General features: G+C 49.8%; 14 protein-coding genes, 6 tRNA genes and 1 other RNA gene. 11 read left to right on the forward strand and 10 right to left on the reverse strand.

Going from position 1 to position 16,043, the window contains the following annotated elements; all coding sequences use genetic code 11:
* The first annotated feature begins 57 nt into the window (after nucleotides 1-57).
* Entirely contained in the window at nucleotides 58-2,073 is a 2,016-nt protein-coding gene (gene ligA, locus AB4H76_RS07260; protein ID WP_000443661.1) for an NAD-dependent DNA ligase LigA, read from the forward strand.
* A 1-nt stretch (nucleotide 2,074) separates the two neighbouring features.
* The gene (locus AB4H76_RS07265; RefSeq protein ID WP_000410201.1) at nucleotides 2,075-2,293 is read left to right on the forward strand and encodes a DUF3820 family protein; all 219 of its coding nucleotides are present in this window, start codon (nucleotides 2,075-2,077) and stop codon (nucleotides 2,291-2,293) included.
* Here AB4H76_RS07265 and AB4H76_RS07270 read toward each other — a convergent pair.
* Nucleotides 2,290-3,288 carry a bile acid:sodium symporter family protein gene (locus tag AB4H76_RS07270; protein ID WP_000765604.1) on the reverse strand — a complete coding sequence of 333 codons (999 nt, stop codon included), beginning with the start codon at nucleotides 3,286-3,288 and terminating at the stop codon, nucleotides 2,290-2,292. The two genes, AB4H76_RS07265 and AB4H76_RS07270, sit on opposite strands and share 4 nt — an antisense overlap.
* 89 nt (nucleotides 3,289-3,377) lie before the next feature.
* Here AB4H76_RS07270 and AB4H76_RS07275 point away from each other — a divergent pair, with 89 nt between their 5' ends.
* Nucleotides 3,378-4,304 (forward strand): LysR family transcriptional regulator, encoded by a 927-nt coding sequence (locus AB4H76_RS07275; RefSeq protein ID WP_001109794.1) that lies wholly within the window; start codon nucleotides 3,378-3,380, stop codon nucleotides 4,302-4,304.
* A 38-nt stretch (nucleotides 4,305-4,342) separates the two neighbouring features.
* On the opposite strand, the gene AB4H76_RS07280 is transcribed toward AB4H76_RS07275, so the two are convergent.
* Nucleotides 4,343-5,107: an outer membrane protein OmpK gene (locus tag AB4H76_RS07280; RefSeq protein WP_077491464.1), complete on the reverse strand. Its 765-nt coding sequence runs from the start codon at nucleotides 5,105-5,107 to the stop codon at nucleotides 4,343-4,345.
* 248 nt (nucleotides 5,108-5,355) lie between these two features.
* On the opposite strand from AB4H76_RS07280, the gene xapA reads away from it, so the two are divergent.
* From xapA to xapR, 4 genes are read left to right on the forward strand one after another with little or no spacing between them, the layout of a single operon-like run.
* On the forward strand, nucleotides 5,356-6,189 hold the full coding sequence (gene xapA / locus AB4H76_RS07285) for a xanthosine phosphorylase (RefSeq protein ID WP_000084573.1): 834 nt from the start codon (nucleotides 5,356-5,358) through the stop codon (nucleotides 6,187-6,189).
* Between the two features lie 59 nt (nucleotides 6,190-6,248).
* Nucleotides 6,249-7,505 carry a xanthosine/proton symporter XapB gene (gene xapB, locus AB4H76_RS07290; RefSeq protein WP_000020402.1) on the forward strand — a complete coding sequence of 419 codons (1,257 nt, stop codon included), beginning with the start codon at nucleotides 6,249-6,251 and terminating at the stop codon, nucleotides 7,503-7,505.
* A gap of 52 nt (nucleotides 7,506-7,557) precedes the next feature.
* A complete protein-coding gene (locus AB4H76_RS07295) occupies nucleotides 7,558-7,716 on the forward strand; it encodes a DUF1427 family protein (protein ID WP_077491462.1) in 159 nt (52 codons plus the stop codon).
* Nucleotides 7,717-7,756: 40 nt separating this feature from the next.
* Nucleotides 7,757-8,641 (forward strand): DNA-binding transcriptional regulator XapR, encoded by an 885-nt coding sequence (xapR, locus tag AB4H76_RS07300; protein ID WP_000442949.1) that lies wholly within the window; start codon nucleotides 7,757-7,759, stop codon nucleotides 8,639-8,641.
* 108 nt (nucleotides 8,642-8,749) lie between these two features.
* On the opposite strand, the gene AB4H76_RS07305 is transcribed toward xapR, so the two are convergent.
* The 5 genes from AB4H76_RS07305 to AB4H76_RS07325 all read right to left on the reverse strand — a co-directional run bounded on the left by AB4H76_RS07305 (nucleotide 8,750) and on the right by AB4H76_RS07325 (nucleotide 9,303).
* Nucleotides 8,750-8,875, reverse strand: a non-coding RNA gene (locus AB4H76_RS07305) — RtT sRNA.
* Nucleotides 8,876-8,905: 30 nt separating this feature from the next.
* A tRNA-Lys gene (locus AB4H76_RS07310) sits at nucleotides 8,906-8,981 on the reverse strand.
* Nucleotides 8,982-8,985: 4 nt separating this feature from the next.
* Nucleotides 8,986-9,061, reverse strand: a tRNA-Val gene (locus AB4H76_RS07315).
* 46 nt (nucleotides 9,062-9,107) lie between these two features.
* Nucleotides 9,108-9,183: transfer RNA gene (locus tag AB4H76_RS07320), tRNA-Val, on the reverse strand.
* Nucleotides 9,184-9,227: 44 nt separating this feature from the next.
* A tRNA-Val gene (locus AB4H76_RS07325) sits at nucleotides 9,228-9,303 on the reverse strand.
* A 258-nt stretch (nucleotides 9,304-9,561) separates the two neighbouring features.
* Here AB4H76_RS07325 and gltX point away from each other — a divergent pair.
* Nucleotides 9,562-10,977 carry a glutamate--tRNA ligase gene (gltX, locus tag AB4H76_RS07330; RefSeq protein ID WP_000695655.1) on the forward strand — a complete coding sequence of 472 codons (1,416 nt, stop codon included), beginning with the start codon at nucleotides 9,562-9,564 and terminating at the stop codon, nucleotides 10,975-10,977.
* 51 nt (nucleotides 10,978-11,028) lie between these two features.
* Here gltX and AB4H76_RS07335 read toward each other — a convergent pair whose 3' ends face one another.
* The gene (locus AB4H76_RS07335) at nucleotides 11,029-11,421 is read right to left on the reverse strand and encodes a MerR family transcriptional regulator (protein ID WP_000826503.1); all 393 of its coding nucleotides are present in this window, start codon (nucleotides 11,419-11,421) and stop codon (nucleotides 11,029-11,031) included.
* Between the two features lies 1 nt (nucleotide 11,422).
* On the reverse strand, nucleotides 11,423-11,782 hold the full coding sequence (locus tag AB4H76_RS07340) for a YfeC-like transcriptional regulator (RefSeq protein WP_000472021.1): 360 nt from the start codon (nucleotides 11,780-11,782) through the stop codon (nucleotides 11,423-11,425).
* Nucleotides 11,783-12,002: 220 nt separating this feature from the next.
* On the opposite strand from AB4H76_RS07340, the gene AB4H76_RS07345 reads away from it, so the two are divergent.
* The 3 genes from AB4H76_RS07345 to AB4H76_RS07355 all read left to right on the forward strand — a co-directional run bounded on the left by AB4H76_RS07345 (nucleotide 12,003) and on the right by AB4H76_RS07355 (nucleotide 14,591).
* Nucleotides 12,003-12,078, forward strand: a tRNA-Ala gene (locus AB4H76_RS07345).
* Between the two features lie 39 nt (nucleotides 12,079-12,117).
* A tRNA-Ala gene (locus AB4H76_RS07350) sits at nucleotides 12,118-12,193 on the forward strand.
* Between the two features lie 208 nt (nucleotides 12,194-12,401).
* Entirely contained in the window at nucleotides 12,402-14,591 is a 2,190-nt protein-coding gene (locus AB4H76_RS07355) for a sensor domain-containing phosphodiesterase (protein ID WP_000497400.1), read from the forward strand.
* A 49-nt stretch (nucleotides 14,592-14,640) separates the two neighbouring features.
* Here the strand turns inward: AB4H76_RS07355 and nupC are convergent, their stop codons facing one another.
* Complete coding sequence (gene nupC, locus AB4H76_RS07360) at nucleotides 14,641-15,843, reverse strand: nucleoside permease NupC (protein WP_000376337.1); 1,203 nt, start codon at nucleotides 15,841-15,843, stop codon at nucleotides 14,641-14,643.
* Nucleotides 15,844-16,043: the final 200 nt, after the last annotated feature.

The raw sequence follows: 16,043 nt of genomic DNA on the forward strand, positions 1-16,043 counted from the left end.
AATTAACTCCTCTTCGAACCCCCGCTTGTCGGGGGTTTTTAGCATTGATGGTGCGATATGGAATCAATCGAACAACAACTGACAGAACTGCGAACGACGCTTCGCCATCATGAATATCTTTATCATGTGATGGATGCGCCGGAAATTCCCGACGCTGAATACGACAGGCTGATGCGCGAACTGCGCGAGCTGGAAACCAAACATCCAGAACTGATTACGCCTGATTCGCCTACTCAACGTGTAGGCGCTGCGCCGCTGGCGGCTTTCAGCCAGATACGCCATGAAGTACCAATGCTGTCACTGGATAACGTTTTTGATGAAGAAAGCTTTCTTGCTTTCAACAAACGTGTGCAGGACCGTCTGAAAAACAACGAGAAAGTCACCTGGTGCTGTGAGCTGAAGCTGGATGGCCTTGCCGTCAGTATTCTGTATGAAAATGGCGTTTTAGTCAGTGCCGCGACCCGTGGCGATGGCACCACCGGGGAAGATATCACGTCTAATGTGCGTACTATTCGCGCCATTCCGCTGAAGCTGCACGGAGAGAATATCCCGGCGCGTCTGGAAGTGCGTGGTGAAGTGTTCCTGCCGCAGGCGGGGTTCGAAAAGATTAACGAAGATGCGCGACGCACGGGCGGGAAAGTTTTTGCTAACCCACGTAATGCGGCAGCTGGTTCACTGCGTCAGCTTGATCCGCGTATTACAGCGAAGCGACCGCTCACTTTTTTCTGCTATGGCGTTGGTGTTCTGGAAGGTGGCGAGCTGCCGGATACTCATCTTGGCCGTTTACTGCAATTTAAAAAGTGGGGGTTGCCGGTCAGCGATCGGGTAACGCTTTGTGAATCGGCGGAAGAAGTGCTGGCGTTCTATCACAAAGTGGAAGAAGACCGCCCGACGCTGGGCTTTGATATCGACGGCGTGGTGATTAAGGTCAACTCACTGGCACAGCAGGAGCAGCTTGGCTTTGTCGCGCGTGCCCCGCGATGGGCGGTAGCGTTTAAATTCCCGGCGCAGGAGCAGATGACCTTTGTGCGTGACGTCGAGTTTCAGGTTGGGCGTACTGGCGCGATTACGCCTGTTGCGCGTCTGGAACCTGTCCATGTTGCTGGCGTGCTGGTGAGTAACGCAACCTTACACAATGCGGATGAAATCGAACGTCTTGGTTTACGCATTGGCGATAAAGTGGTGATTCGCCGCGCTGGCGACGTGATCCCGCAGGTGGTTAACGTCGTGCTTTCTGAACGCCCGGAAGATACCCGTGAGGTTGTATTCCCGACGCATTGTCCGGTATGTGGTTCTGACGTTGAGCGTGTGGAAGGTGAAGCGGTTGCCCGCTGTACCGGTGGCCTGATTTGCGGTGCGCAGCGTAAAGAGTCGCTGAAACACTTTGTTTCCCGCCGTGCGATGGATGTTGACGGAATGGGCGACAAAATCATCGATCAGCTGGTTGAAAAAGAATATGTCCATACTCCGGCAGATCTGTTCAAACTCACCGCAGGCAAACTGACCGGACTGGAGCGTATGGGGCCAAAATCGGCACAAAACGTGGTTAACGCGCTGGAAAAAGCGAAAGAAACCACCTTTGCTCGCTTCCTCTATGCACTTGGCATCCGTGAAGTCGGCGAGGCCACCGCAGCAGGTCTGGCGGCATATTTCGGCACGCTGGAAGCGCTGGAAGCCGCTTCGATTGAAGAGCTGCAAAAGGTGCCTGATGTTGGCATTGTCGTTGCATCCCACGTTCACAACTTCTTTGCCGAAGAAAGCAACCGCAATGTCATCAGCGAGCTGTTGGCGGAAGGTGTTCACTGGCCTGCGCCGATCGTTATCAACGCGGAAGAGATTGACAGCCCGTTTGCTGGTAAAACCGTGGTGCTTACGGGCAGCTTAAGCCAGATGTCGCGTGATGACGCTAAAGCTCGACTGGTTGAACTGGGCGCGAAAGTCGCGGGCAGCGTGTCGAAGAAAACCGATCTGGTGATTGCCGGAGAAGCGGCAGGTTCTAAACTGGCGAAAGCGCAGGAACTGGGCATTGAAGTCATCGACGAAGCGGAAATGCTGCGTTTGCTGGGTAGCTGAGATGGAAAAAGAGCAGCTGATTGAAATAGCCAATACGATAATGCCGTTTGGCAAATATAAAGGGCGTCGCTTAATCGACCTGCCGGAGGAGTATCTGCTGTGGTTTGCCCGCAAAGATGAATTCCCGGCAGGGAAGCTCGGTGAGCTAATGCAAATCACGCTGCTGATTAAAACCGAGGGGCTGACGCAACTGGTCCAGCCCCTGAAGCGTCCGCTTTAAGCTTTATCGGCGCTGCTTTCCTGCTGTGCCTGTAACTGTTCGGTCTGGCGTTTGTATCGACGCGCCAGCACCGCACAGACCATCAATTGGATCTGATGGAAAATCATCAGGGGCAGCACCATCATACCGATCACCGATGTGGGGAACAGAATGTTTGCCATCGGGATGCCATTTGCCAGACTCTTTTTCGAACCACAAAAGACGATAGTAATTTCATCTGCCTTATTGAAGCCCAGTCGGCGTGCCATAAAGACGTTAACTACAATCACGATAGCCAGAAGAACGCAGCTGACCACCACGATAAACAGCAATGATCCCCAGCCAACTTTATGCCAGATACCATTAACGACGGCTTCGCTGAACGCTGTATAAACCACCAACAGAATGGACGTCTGGTCAGTTTTCGCAATCCATTTTTTATTGCGCGACACCCAGTCACCAATCCACGGCCGGGAAAGATGCCCCAACACAAACGGCAGCAGCAGTTGCAGCATAATTTTACCGACCTGCTCAAGGCTGCCCCCTGCACCGTGAACATTCATCACCAGACCAACCAGCAATGGTGAAAGGAAAATCCCCAGCAGGCTGGATGCCGACGCAGAACAAACCGCTGCCGCGACGTTACCGCCCGCCATTGACGTGAAGGCGATTGCAGACTGCACGGTAGCCGGGAGAATGCACAAGTAGAGAAAACCGGAGTAGAGCATCGGGTCGACATTTACCGGTTTCCACCAGGCAAACAGTACACCCAGAATCGGAAACAGCACGAAGGTGCTGCACATTACCCACAAATGCAGTCGCCAGTGACCACCGCCAGCAATAATCGCCTCACGCGACAACTTCGCGCCGTGCATAAAGAACAGCAGGGCAATAGCTGCGGTGGTCAGATTTTCAAAGAAGGGGACGAAATCGCCTCTGGCCGGAAAGAAAGAGGCCAGCAACACCACCGTGATCAGGGTTAAGGTGAAAGGATCGAGGATACGAAAAAGTTTCATAAAGACTCCAGATGATCGATGGTTCTATTGTGCTTCTTCCAGTTTGAGAAATAAAATTGATTTATTGCATCCATTCATGAAGAAAACAGATGAATTATTCTTTAAAACAATTAAAGGTTTTCGTCACAGTAGCGCAGGAGAAAAGTTTTAGTCGTGCAGGAGAGCGTATCGGCCTGAGCCAGTCGGCAGTGAGTCACAGTGTGAAGGAACTGGAAAATCATACTGGTGTTCGCCTGCTGGACAGAACCACGCGTGAAGTGGTGCTTACAGATGCAGGGCAGCAGCTGGCTTTGCGTCTTGAGCGACTGCTGGATGAACTGAACAGCACGTTGCGCGATACCGGGCGTATGGGGCAACAACTGAGCGGAAAAGTTCGGGTCGCTGCCAGCCAGACCATTTCCGCGCATCTTATTCCGCAATGCATTGCTGAAAGCCATCGCCGCTATCCAGATATTCAGTTTGTCCTGCACGATCGTCCGCAGCAGTGGGTGATGGAAAGTATTCGCCAGGGAGATGTCGATTTTGGCATCGTCATCGATCCAGGCCCAGTGGGCGATCTGCAATGTGAAGCGATTCTTTCCGAGCCTTTCTTTCTGCTTTGCCATCGCGATAGCGCTTTGGCCGTGGAAGATTATGTACCCTGGCAGGCATTACAGGGAGCGAAATTGGTGTTGCAGGATTACGCGTCAGGCAGCCGACCGCTGATTGACGCAGCGCTGGCGCGCAATGGTATTCAGGCGAATATTGTGCAGGAGATTGGACATCCGGCGACGCTGTTCCCGATGGTAGCCGCAGGCATCGGCATCAGTATTCTTCCTGCACTGGCGCTACCATTGCCTGAAGGTAGCCCACTGGTGGTAAAGCGCATTACGCCGGTTGTTGAACGCCAGTTGATGCTGGTGCGCAGGAAGAACCGTTCACTTTCCACCGCCGCTGAAGCTTTATGGGACGTGGTACGAGACCAGGGCAATGCGCTAATGGCTGGGCGGGAAGGGGATCCGTTGTATCAGATATAGAGTGAATTCATACTGCCGGGAGCCCCGGCAGTAATCAATCAGAAGTTAAATTTGATGGAGTAGATTATCGCATCCTGGTAAAAATCTTCGCCCAGTTTGTCATCCGCATATCGATACTGAATCCCCGTAGTAATGTGTGATGTTGCATTCCACCACAGTGCAACTGCGCCATTCAGCCCTTCTTTACCGCCATTACCCGCTGCATAGGTAGCGTCACGGTCAAACTCGTACTCGTTCCAGTTGGTAAGAGTGAATTTCTCGCTGCCCAGCATAAAGTTGTAACCTGCAACCCAGCCGGCGACATAGCCGTTGTCGCCAGTGTAATAGGTTTGATCTGTATAACGCTTAGCAAAGAACGGTTTGAACCACCAACCGCGGCCGGTGAAATTGTAGCCGATACCGTACAGGAACATATCGTCGTGGAAATTCACGCGATTCGCAGAACCGTAGGTGCCATACGCATGCAAGTAGAGATTAAATCCGGTGTCACCCAGGTAAATACGGTTGGTATTTTTAAAGGTATAACGCTGCTCGCTACCTGGTTTATTATGGCGACCGTTATAGAAGTTTTCCCAGTCGAAGAACCCGTACATTTCTCCCCAACTAAAGTTAGCGCCACCTTCAAATTCAAGATAACCAAAATCATCTTTGTGTGATTTGGTCGACGATTTTTCGGTAGTCCGGCTGGTCCAGTCCAGATAATGCACGCCGATATCTGCAAAACCGCCTTTAAATTCTGCATGAGATACAACAGGTATCGCTAATATAGAGGAAAGTGTCAGAGTTAAAAGATGTTTTTTCATAGCATAATTCCCTATGCCGATCGTTATTAGTAGATTGCTTAATAAAGTGGTTTGCTAAAAACGACATATTGTTAATGCAAAGGAATTAATATCGCCAATACAGTTTTTACCGTGGATTAATAGAGAAAAGATATAAATCCATCGATATCGAATCGCTATTGAATGCGTGAGAAAAGTGTATTGGTAAGAGCCGGGACAACCTCGCTATAAAAAGGCGTTAGATTCCACCCTACAGAAAAAGGATATGTATGTCTCAGGTTCAATTTTCTCATAACCCGCTGTTTTGCATAGATATTATCAAGACTTATAAACCTGATTTCACGCCACGAGTGGCCTTTATTTTAGGTTCCGGGCTCGGCGCGCTGGCCGATCAGATTGAGAACGCTGTCGCAATTTCCTACGAAAAGCTGCCGGGCTTCCCGGTAAGTACGGTACATGGTCATGCGGGGGAGTTAGTGCTGGGCCATCTCCAGGGCGTACCGGTGGTATGTATGAAAGGTCGCGGACATTTCTACGAAGGTCGTGGAATGACCATTATGACTGACGCAATTCGTACCTTTAAGCTGCTGGGCTGCGAGCTACTGTTCTGCACCAATGCGGCAGGCTCGCTGCGTCCGGAAGTGGGGGCAGGCAGCCTGGTCGCATTGAAAGATCATATCAACACCATGCCCGGTACGCCGATGGTGGGTCTTAACGATGATCGTTTTGGAGAGCGCTTCTTCTCACTGGCAAATGCCTACGATGCGGAATACCGCGCACTGTTACAAAAAGTGGCGAAAGAAGAGGGTTTCCCTCTGACGGAGGGCGTGTTCGTCTCGTATCCGGGGCCGAATTTCGAGACTGCGGCGGAAATTCGCATGATGCAAATTATTGGTGGGGATGTTGTTGGTATGTCTGTGGTGCCTGAGGTTATTTCAGCTCGCCATTGCGACCTTAAAGTCGTTGCGGTCTCTGCGATTACCAATATGGCGGAAGGTTTAAGCGATGTGAAATTGTCACATGCGCAAACGCTGGCGGCTGCGGAGCTCTCTAAGCAGAACTTCATCAACCTTATTTGTGGCTTTCTGCGCAAAATTGCCTGAGAAAAACAATAAGAAACGGCCTCGCGGGTGAGGCCAAATGATGCGACAAGGAAACGATTATGAGCATCGCGATGCGCTTAAAGGTAATGTCCTTTTTGCAATATTTTATCTGGGGGAGCTGGCTGGTTACCCTCGGCTCTTACATGATTAATACCCTTCATTTCACCGGCGCTAATGTTGGCATGGTTTACAGTTCCAAAGGGATCGCCGCGATTATTATGCCTGGTATAATGGGGATCATCGCAGACAAATGGCTGCGCGCAGAACGTGCATACATGCTGTGTCACCTGGTGTGTGCGGGCGTACTTTTTTATGCGGCATCCGTAACTGATCCGGATATGATGTTTTGGGTGATGTTAGTCAATGCGATGGCGTTTATGCCGACTATTGCGTTATCGAACAGCGTCTCTTATTCCTGTCTTGCCCAGGCAGGGCTTGACCCGGTGACCGCTTTCCCGCCCATTCGCGTTTTTGGTACGGTGGGGTTCATTGTCGCGATGTGGGCAGTAAGCCTGCTGCATCTGGAATTGAGTAGTCTGCAGCTGTATATCGCGTCCGGTGCGTCATTGCTGCTGTCGGCTTATGCGCTGACTTTGCCGAAGATTCCGGTTGCGGAGAAAAAAGCGACCACATCGCTTGCCAGCAAGCTGGGTCTGGATGCCTTCGTGCTGTTTAAAAATCCACGCATGGCCATCTTTTTCCTCTTTGCCATGATGCTGGGTGCGGTACTGCAAATTACCAACGTTTTTGGTAATCCGTTCCTACATGATTTCGCCCGTAACCCGGAGTTTGCTGACAGTTTTGTGGTGAAATATCCCTCCATTTTACTGTCAGTTTCACAGATGGCAGAAGTGGGCTTTATACTGACTATCCCATTCTTTTTAAAGCGATTTGGCATTAAAACCGTCATGCTGATGAGTATGGTGGCCTGGACGCTGCGCTTTGGCTTCTTCGCCTATGGCGATCCGTCAACAACCGGATTTATTTTGCTGCTGCTGTCGATGATTGTTTATGGCTGTGCATTCGATTTCTTCAATATTTCTGGTTCGGTATTTGTCGAACAGGAAGTTGATTCCAGCATTCGTGCCAGCGCGCAGGGGCTCTTTATGACCATGGTAAATGGTGTCGGCGCATGGGTTGGCTCGATTCTGAGTGGCATGGCAGTAGATTACTTTTCGGTGGATGGCGTAAAAGACTGGCAAACTATCTGGCTGGTGTTTGCAGGATATGCTCTTTTTCTCGCAGTGATATTTTTCTTTGGGTTTAAATATAATCATGACCCTGAAAAGATAAAGCATCGAGCGGTGACTCATTAAAAGGATTCGCGGCTCTGCTCTTCAGAGCTGCTTTTATGATAAAGGTTAATTAGTGAAAGATATTTTATTTTCTTCCGGCGTTGGTTTTGGTATTGGTGCTTTGTTTACAATCGTGCTCTTGCCTATTCCTGTACCAAATGTATTACCGGGTATATTATCCATTGTGTTTATGTATGTCGGATATCTGGTGGTGAAATACTTTATGCCATGATAATTTAATACGATGTATTTATTATATGGAGCACTTAATTATGGAACGCGTATACAGAACAGATCTTAAGTTGCTCCGTTATTTTCTTGCTGTAGCGGAAGAGTTGCATTTTGGCCGCGCAGCAGCGCGTTTAAATATGTCTCAGCCTCCGCTCAGCATTCATATTAAAGAGCTGGAAAATCAACTCGGCACGCAGCTTTTTATTCGCCATTCGCGCAGCGTCGTACTGACACACGCGGGCAAAATCTTGATGGAAGAATCGCGTCGATTGCTGGTGAATGCTAATAATGTATTGGCTCGGATTGAACAAATAGGTCGGGGAGAAGCAGGGCGGATTGAACTCGGCGTAGTGGGAACGGCAATGTGGGGACGGATGCGCCCGGTTATGCGGCGATTCCTCAGGGAAAATCCTAACGTTGACGTTCTTTTTCGCGAAAAGATGCCCGCGATGCAAATGGCCTTGCTGGAACGCCGCGAACTTGATGCCGGGATCTGGCGAATGGCGACAGAACCACCGACTGGTTTTACCAGCTTACGGTTGCATGAATCGGCGTTTCTGGTGGCGATGCCTGAAGAGCATCATCTCTCATCATTTTCCACCGTCCCGCTGGAAGCGCTACGTGACGAGTATTTTGTTACAATGCCGCCCGTTTACACTGACTGGGATTTTTTGCAGCGAGTTTGCCAGCAGGTGGGATTTTCACCGGTTGTTATTCGCGAAGTTAATGAACCGCAAACGGTACTCGCTATGGTCAGTATGGGCATTGGTATCACATTGATAGCGGACAGCTACGCACAAATGAACTGGCCAGGTGTCATTTTCCGTCCGCTCAAACAGCGCATCCCTGCAGATTTATATATTGTTTATGAAACACAGCAGGTGACGCCCGCGATGGTTAAGCTGTTGGCTGCATTGACACAGTAGGTGAGGAGACAGGAATTGCCGGAAATAGTAGTCTGCTAAGTGAAGCGCATCAGGCAATTTCGCAAATCGCAGATAGCAAAAAAGCGCCTTTAGGGCGCTTTTTTACATTGGTGGGTCGTGCAGGATGACTCGCTTCGCTCGCCCTTCGGGCCGTCGCCGCGAGCGGCTCCGTTGTTTCGCTGCGCTCAACTCAAACCTGCTGCAGGTTCGAATCTTTGAGTATCGCAGATAGTAAAAAAGCGCCTTTAGGGCGCTTTTTTACATTGGTGGGTCGTGCAGGATTCGAACCTGCGACCAATTGATTAAAAGTCAACTGCTCTACCAACTGAGCTAACGACCCGAAGTGGTGGGTGATGACGGGATCGAACCGCCGACCCCCTCCTTGTAAGGGAGGTGCTCTCCCAGCTGAGCTAATCACCCACTTCGGTACTTCACATTTTTACAAGAAATTTAGCTGGCGAGAAAGTGGTGGGTGATGACGGGATCGAACCGCCGACCCCCTCCTTGTAAGGGAGGTGCTCTCCCAGCTGAGCTAATCACCCACTTCTCAATTTCTTGCTACACGGCGGAGACTACATAAAGTAGTTGGTGGGTGATGACGGGATCGAACCGCCGACCCCCTCCTTGTAAGGGAGGTGCTCTCCCAGCTGAGCTAATCACCCCCGCTGTGTGGAGTCGCATTATAGGGAGAGTTCAAAATGAGTCAACGCATTTTCTAAAGAAATTGTTCGTTCGTCGTAAATTTAAGCAAGATGATCGCAAAACAGACCGTGTTGCGCAATTTGTCAACGAAAACAATAATGCGTAAGGTAGAAACCCGAACTACATTGAGGAATCAGGCGGGAGTGATAGAATATCGCCCACTTAATTTTTCCAGGATTTGCCGGTTGTCGGCATCTTTCTAAACGTAAGGCCATTTCATGAAAATCAAAACTCGCTTCGCGCCAAGCCCAACAGGCTATCTGCACGTTGGCGGCGCGCGTACTGCTCTTTACTCCTGGCTTTTTGCACGTAACCACGGCGGTGAGTTCGTGCTGCGTATTGAAGACACCGATCTTGAGCGTTCCACGCCGGAAGCTATCGAAGCCATTATGGATGGCATGAACTGGCTGAGCCTGGAGTGGGATGAAGGTCCGTACTACCAGACCAAACGTTTTGATCGCTACAACGCGGTGATCGATCAGATGCTGGAAGAGGGCACTGCTTATAAATGCTATTGCTCTAAAGAGCGCCTGGAAGCGCTGCGCGAAGAGCAAATGGCGAAAGGTGAGAAGCCGCGTTATGACGGTCGCTGCCGCCACAGCCATGAGCATCATGCTGATGATGAACCGTGTGTTGTACGTTTTGCTAACCCGCAGGAAGGTTCTGTTGTTTTTGACGATCAGATCCGTGGTCCGATCGAGTTCAGCAACCAGGAACTGGACGATCTTATTATCCGCCGTACCGATGGTTCCCCAACCTATAACTTCTGTGTGGTTGTCGATGACTGGGATATGGAAATCACCCACGTTATCCGTGGCGAAGACCATATCAACAACACGCCACGCCAGATCAACATTCTTAAGGCCCTGAAAGCGCCGGTGCCGGTTTACGCGCATGTTTCTATGATCAATGGCGATGACGGTAAAAAACTGTCCAAACGTCACGGGGCAGTCAGCGTAATGCAGTATCGTGATGACGGTTATTTGCCAGAAGCACTGCTGAACTATCTGGTGCGTCTGGGCTGGTCCCACGGCGATCAGGAAATCTTCACTCGTGAAGAGATGATCAAATACTTCACTTTGAATGCCGTCAGCAAATCTGCCAGTGCGTTCAACACCGACAAGCTGCTGTGGCTGAACCATCACTACATTAACGCGCTGCCGCCGGAGTATGTTGCTACTCACTTACAGTGGCACATTGAGCAGGAAAATATCGATACCCGTAACGGCCCGCAGCTGGCTGATCTGGTGAAACTGCTGGGCGAACGCTGCAAGACGCTGAAAGAGATGGCACAGAGCTGCCGTTATTTCTACGAAGATTTTGCTGAGTTCGATGCCGACGCCGCGAAAAAACATCTGCGTCCGGTAGCGCGTCAGCCGCTGGAAGTGGTTCGTGACAAACTGGCCGCGATTACTGACTGGACCGCTGAAAACGTTCATCACGCTATTCAGGCGACGGCGGATGAGCTGGAAGTGGGTATGGGTAAAGTTGGTATGCCGCTGCGTGTCGCCGTAACCGGTGCGGGGCAGTCTCCAGCACTGGATGTTACCGTTCACGCAATTGGTAAGACCCGCAGTATCGAGCGTATCAACAAAGCGCTGGATTTTATTGCTGAACGCGAAAATCAGCAGTAATTAGCGTGTAAAAAGATAAACGGCAGGAGATAATATCCTGCCGTTTTTTATTTATGCTGATTCGTCAATATCGAGACGGGCGAGGAAATTGCGAATTCCTTCACGTGACAAAAATTGCGCGACTTTTTCCTGCTCAATGTCTGTCATATTATCTATCGCGTTGATGATTTGTCGATACGCCGGGGCGCGTGCTCCAGGAGCGTATTCAGCAATTCTCTCTTCAGCTTCCATCAACATTGGTGTGTTATGGAAGGCTGGCGTGTTCTGAATAAACTCGCAAACTTGCGTATCGACCAGAATAAGTCTGGCACGACCGCCTTTCACGCCGGGAAATTTTTCCGTTTTCCAGCCTTTTTCTCTGATCCAACGGTTAACAGTTTGTTTAGCCACACCGAGGCATTCAGCCAGTTCTTCGGTGGTCATTTTATTGCGTAATCTTTTCATATTATTTGCTATCGCGAATCCCTAAGCGTTGTAACAATCCGATAATCCCTTCCCGCAGAAGCAAGGATGTAAACTGTTTTTGTTCAACTGGCGTCATCTCTTTCGCCAGTGTCACCAGCAATACTTCAAGCGGCGCATCACCAGAAAGGGCAGGCGCTTCTCCCTGACCTTCTGGACGTTCAGCATTGCGAATATATTCACGAACCTGTTCATTGACGTGAACCAGTCGGGCTTTGCCACCCTGGACGCCAGGTTTTGGTGACGTTGTCCAGCCTTCCTTGCGTACCCATTTATTAATGGTCTGGCGGCTATAGCCGGTCAGTCTGGCAAGTTCATCTGGTGTCATCCTCTCCTTGAACATAACAATTCCCTGAATGTATGTGGGTCTATTAGTAGTTCATTTTATAACACCACTTTACAGGAAACCGTGACATGAATAACTACTGAATGCGAGCGGTTTTCCAAAATTGTTCATTTGCCTGATTTTTCAGCGATTGAAACTACACGTTGCAATTTGCCGTTGACACATTCGGGCGGAATTCATATGATGCCGCCCGTCAACTCGACAAGCTTTACGTGACGGGGCTATAGCTCAGCTGGGAGAGCGCTTGCATGGCATGCAAGAGGTCAGCGGTTCGATCCCGCTTAGCTCCACCAAATTTTGCACTCAGCAAACTTGGTACGTAAACGCATCGTGGGGCTATAGCTCAGCTGGGAGAGCGCTTGCATGGCATGCAAGAGGTCAGCGGTTCGATCCCGCTTAGCTCCACCAAATTTCCAACCCTCGCTGCAAAGCGGGGGTTTTTTGTCTCTGCTTTTTGCCGCTTTTGTAATACAGTCTACGTCCGGGTTAGTGCCGCCTGGTGAAAGCATCATTGGATGAAAAATCGGCAACAGGCTGGCCCCCTGTTTGCTTCGCGATGCGAATAAACTTATTATTTGTGTGCCTGAAAACCCCGATCAGTGAGAGTAGTGTACTCATGTTTGTGGAGCATAACCTGATAAAAAATATCAAGATATTCACACTAGCGTTTACGCTCACCGTGGTACTTATTCAGCTATCCCGTTTTATTTCGCCACTTGCCATTATCCATTCCAGTTATATCTTTCTGGCGTGGATGCCACTGTGCGTAATGCTGTCAATCTTGTTTATCTTTGGCTGGCGCGGTGTCGTTCCCGTTTTATGCGGGATGTTTTGCACCAATCTGTGGAACTTTCATCTCTCTTTTTTACAGACTGCGGTCATGCTCGGTAGCCAGACGTTTGTCGTGTTGTGTGCCTGCGCAATATTACGCTGGCAGCTGGGGACGCGTTGGCGTTATGGATTGACCAGCCGATATGTCTGGCAACGTCTGTTCTGGCTTGGTTTGGTGACGCCGATCGGCATCAAATGCAGCATGTATCTTGTGGGGAGCTTCTTTGATTTCCCGCTAAAGATATCCACCTTTTTCGGCGATGCGGATGCCATTTTCACGGTCGTTGATTTGCTAAGCCTTTTCACCGCTGTGCTGATTTACAACATGCTTTTCTACTATCTCACTCGCATGATTGTAAGTCCCCACTTTGCGCAGATATTGTGGCGCAGGGATATCGCTCCGTCGTTGGGCAAAGAGAAACGCGCATTTACCTTAAGCTGGCTGGCAGCGTTAAGCGTGCTGCTACTTCTGTTGTGCACACCTTATGAAAACGACTTTATTGCCGGTTACCTGGTACCCGTTTTCTTCATCATCTTTACCCTCGGGGTCGGTAAGCTTCGCTATCCGTTTTTAAATCTCACCTGGGCTGTTTCAACGCTTTGCCTTCTGAATTACAACCAGAACTTTTTGCAAGGGGTGGAAACCGAATATTCGCTGGCATTTATTCTTGCGGTGCTGATTTCCTTTAGCGTTTGCCTGCTCTATATGGTGCGCATTTATCATCGCAGTGAATGGCTTAATCGCCGCTGGCATTTGCAGGCGCTGACAGATCCGTTAACGCTCCTACCCAACTTTCGTGCGTTGGAACAAGCGCCGGAGCAAGAGGCGGGCAAGAGTTTTTGCTGCCTGCGCATTGATAATCTTGAGTTTATGAGTCGTCATTACGGCTTAATGATGCGCGTTCACTGTATCCGCTCAATTTGCCGTACGCTGCTGCCGTTGATGCAGGAAAACGAAAAGTTGTATCAATTGCCGGGTAGTGAACTGCTGTTAGTGCTGAGCGGGCCGGAAACGGAAGGGCGACTCCAGCATATGGTTAACATCCTGAATAGTCGGCAAATTCACTGGAACAATACCGGGCTGGATATGGGCTATGGTGCTGCCTGGGGGCGTTTTGATGGAAATCAGGAAACCCTGCAACCCTTGTTGGGGCAGTTAAGCTGGCTGGCGGAGCAATCCTGCGCACATCATCATGTGCTGGCGCTGGATAGCAGAGAGGAGATGGTTTCCGGGCAGACCACTAAACAGGTGCTATTGCTGAATACCATTCGCACGGCGTTAGATCAGGGTGATTTGCTGCTCTACGCCCAGCCAATTCGCAACAAAGAGGGTGAAGGTTATGATGAGATCCTCGCGCGACTGAAATATGACGGCGGCATTATGACCCCGGATAAGTTTCTGCCCCTTATTGCTCAGTTTAACCTTAGCGCGCGTTTTGATTTGCAAGTGCTGGAATCCTTGTTGAAGTGGCTGGCAACACACCCTTGCGACAAAAAAGGACCGCGCTTTTCAGTCAATTTAATGCCGCTCACGCTGCTGCAAAAGAATATTGCCGGGCGGATTATTCGTCTGTTTAAGCGTTATCACATCTCCCCGCAGGCGGTCATTCTTGAGATCACCGAGGAGCAGGCGTTTTCTAACGCAGAAAGCAGCATGTACAACATCGAGCAGCTGCATAAGTTTGGTTTCCGGATTGCGATTGATGACTTTGGCACCGGATATGCCAACTACGAACGGTTAAAGCGTTTGCAGGCTGATATCATCAAAATTGATGGCGTCTTTGTGAAAGATATTGTCACGAACACGCTGGATGCGATGATTGTGAGATCAATTACCGATCTGGCGAAAGCGAAGTCATTGAGTGTGGTCGCGGAGTTTGTCGAGACGCAACAGCAGCAGGCGCTATTGCATAAGCTCGGGGTGCAATATCTGCAAGGGTATTTGATTGGTCGCCCGCAGCCATTAGCTGATTAACAGGCGTAAAAAAACCGGGGAATTATCCCCGGCTTTTTTATGTATGGTCTTACAGCACCAGTGCTGCGATTGACGCAGACAGCACACTCACCAGGGTAGAGCCGTAAACCAGCTTCAGACCGAAGCGAGAAACCACGTTACCTTGCTCTTCATTCAGGCCTTTAACTGCACCTGCGATAATCCCGATTGAAGAGAAGTTAGCGAAGGAAACCAGGAACACAGAGATGATGCCTTCAGCACGCGGAGAGAGCGTGGAAGCAATTTTCTGCAGATCCATCATCGCAACGAACTCGTTGGAAACCAGTTTGGTCGCCATGATACTGCCCACTTGCAGTGCTTCACTGGAAGGAACACCCATCACCCATGCAATCGGATAGAAGATGTAGCCCAGGATGCCCTGGAAGGAGATGCTGTAGCCAAACCAGCCAGTAACGGTGGCAAACAGTGCGTTCAGCGCGGCGATCAGGGCGATAAAGCCAATCAGCATCGCGGCAACGATAATGGCAACTTTGAAACCTGCCAGAATGTATTCACCCAGCATTTCGAAGAAGCTCTGACCTTCGTGCAGGTTGGACATCTGGATGTTTTCTTCACTGGCATCAACACGGTAAGGATTGATCAGCGACAGCACGATAAAGGTGCTGAACATGTTCAGTACCAGCGCAGCAACGACGTATTTCGGTTCCAGCATGGTCATGTATGCACCAACGATGGACATCGACACGGTGGACATTGCCGTGGCAGCCATGGTGTACATACGATTACGGGAGATTTTGCCGAGGATATCTTTATAGGCAATAAAGTTTTCAGACTGACCCAGAATCAGGGAGCTGACGGCGTTAAAGGATTCCAGTTTGCCCATGCCGTTGACTTTGGAGAGCAGGAAACCAATTGCGCGGATGATCACCGGCAACACGCGAATGTGCTGGAGAATACCGATCAGTGCAGAGATAAAGACGATTGGGCACAGCACTTTCAGGAAGAAGAATGCCAGGCCTTGATCATTCATGCTACCAAAGACGAAGTTAGTCCCTTCGTTGGCAAATCCGAGCAGTTTTTCGAACATTTCGGAGAAGCCTTTCACGAAGCCTAAACCAACGTCGGAGTTCAGGAAGAACCACGCCAGTAACACTTCGATAACAAGCAGTTGAATAACATAACGGATACGAATTTTTTTGCGGTCGCTGCTTACCAGCAGTGCGAGAATCGCAACAACGGCAAGTGCCAGTACAAAATGAAGGACGCGGTCCATATTTGCTCCAAATATGAGGCAGGTTAAATTTCCGTGCACATTCTATGTAACATGGTTAAGGAAAACGAGATCTGACACACACTATAATGACGTCCTGTGACAGGCTTCAAAAATAGTGATCTGTCATACATTTCTGCTATGTTGTGTATGGAAGCTGAAAGTTATGTAAATGTGCTAACATTAAACATAACCATAACATT

It is taken from the genome of Escherichia sp. UTM R2, from assembly GCF_048593455.1.
GTDB lineage: Bacteria > Pseudomonadota > Gammaproteobacteria > Enterobacterales > Enterobacteriaceae > Escherichia > Escherichia coli.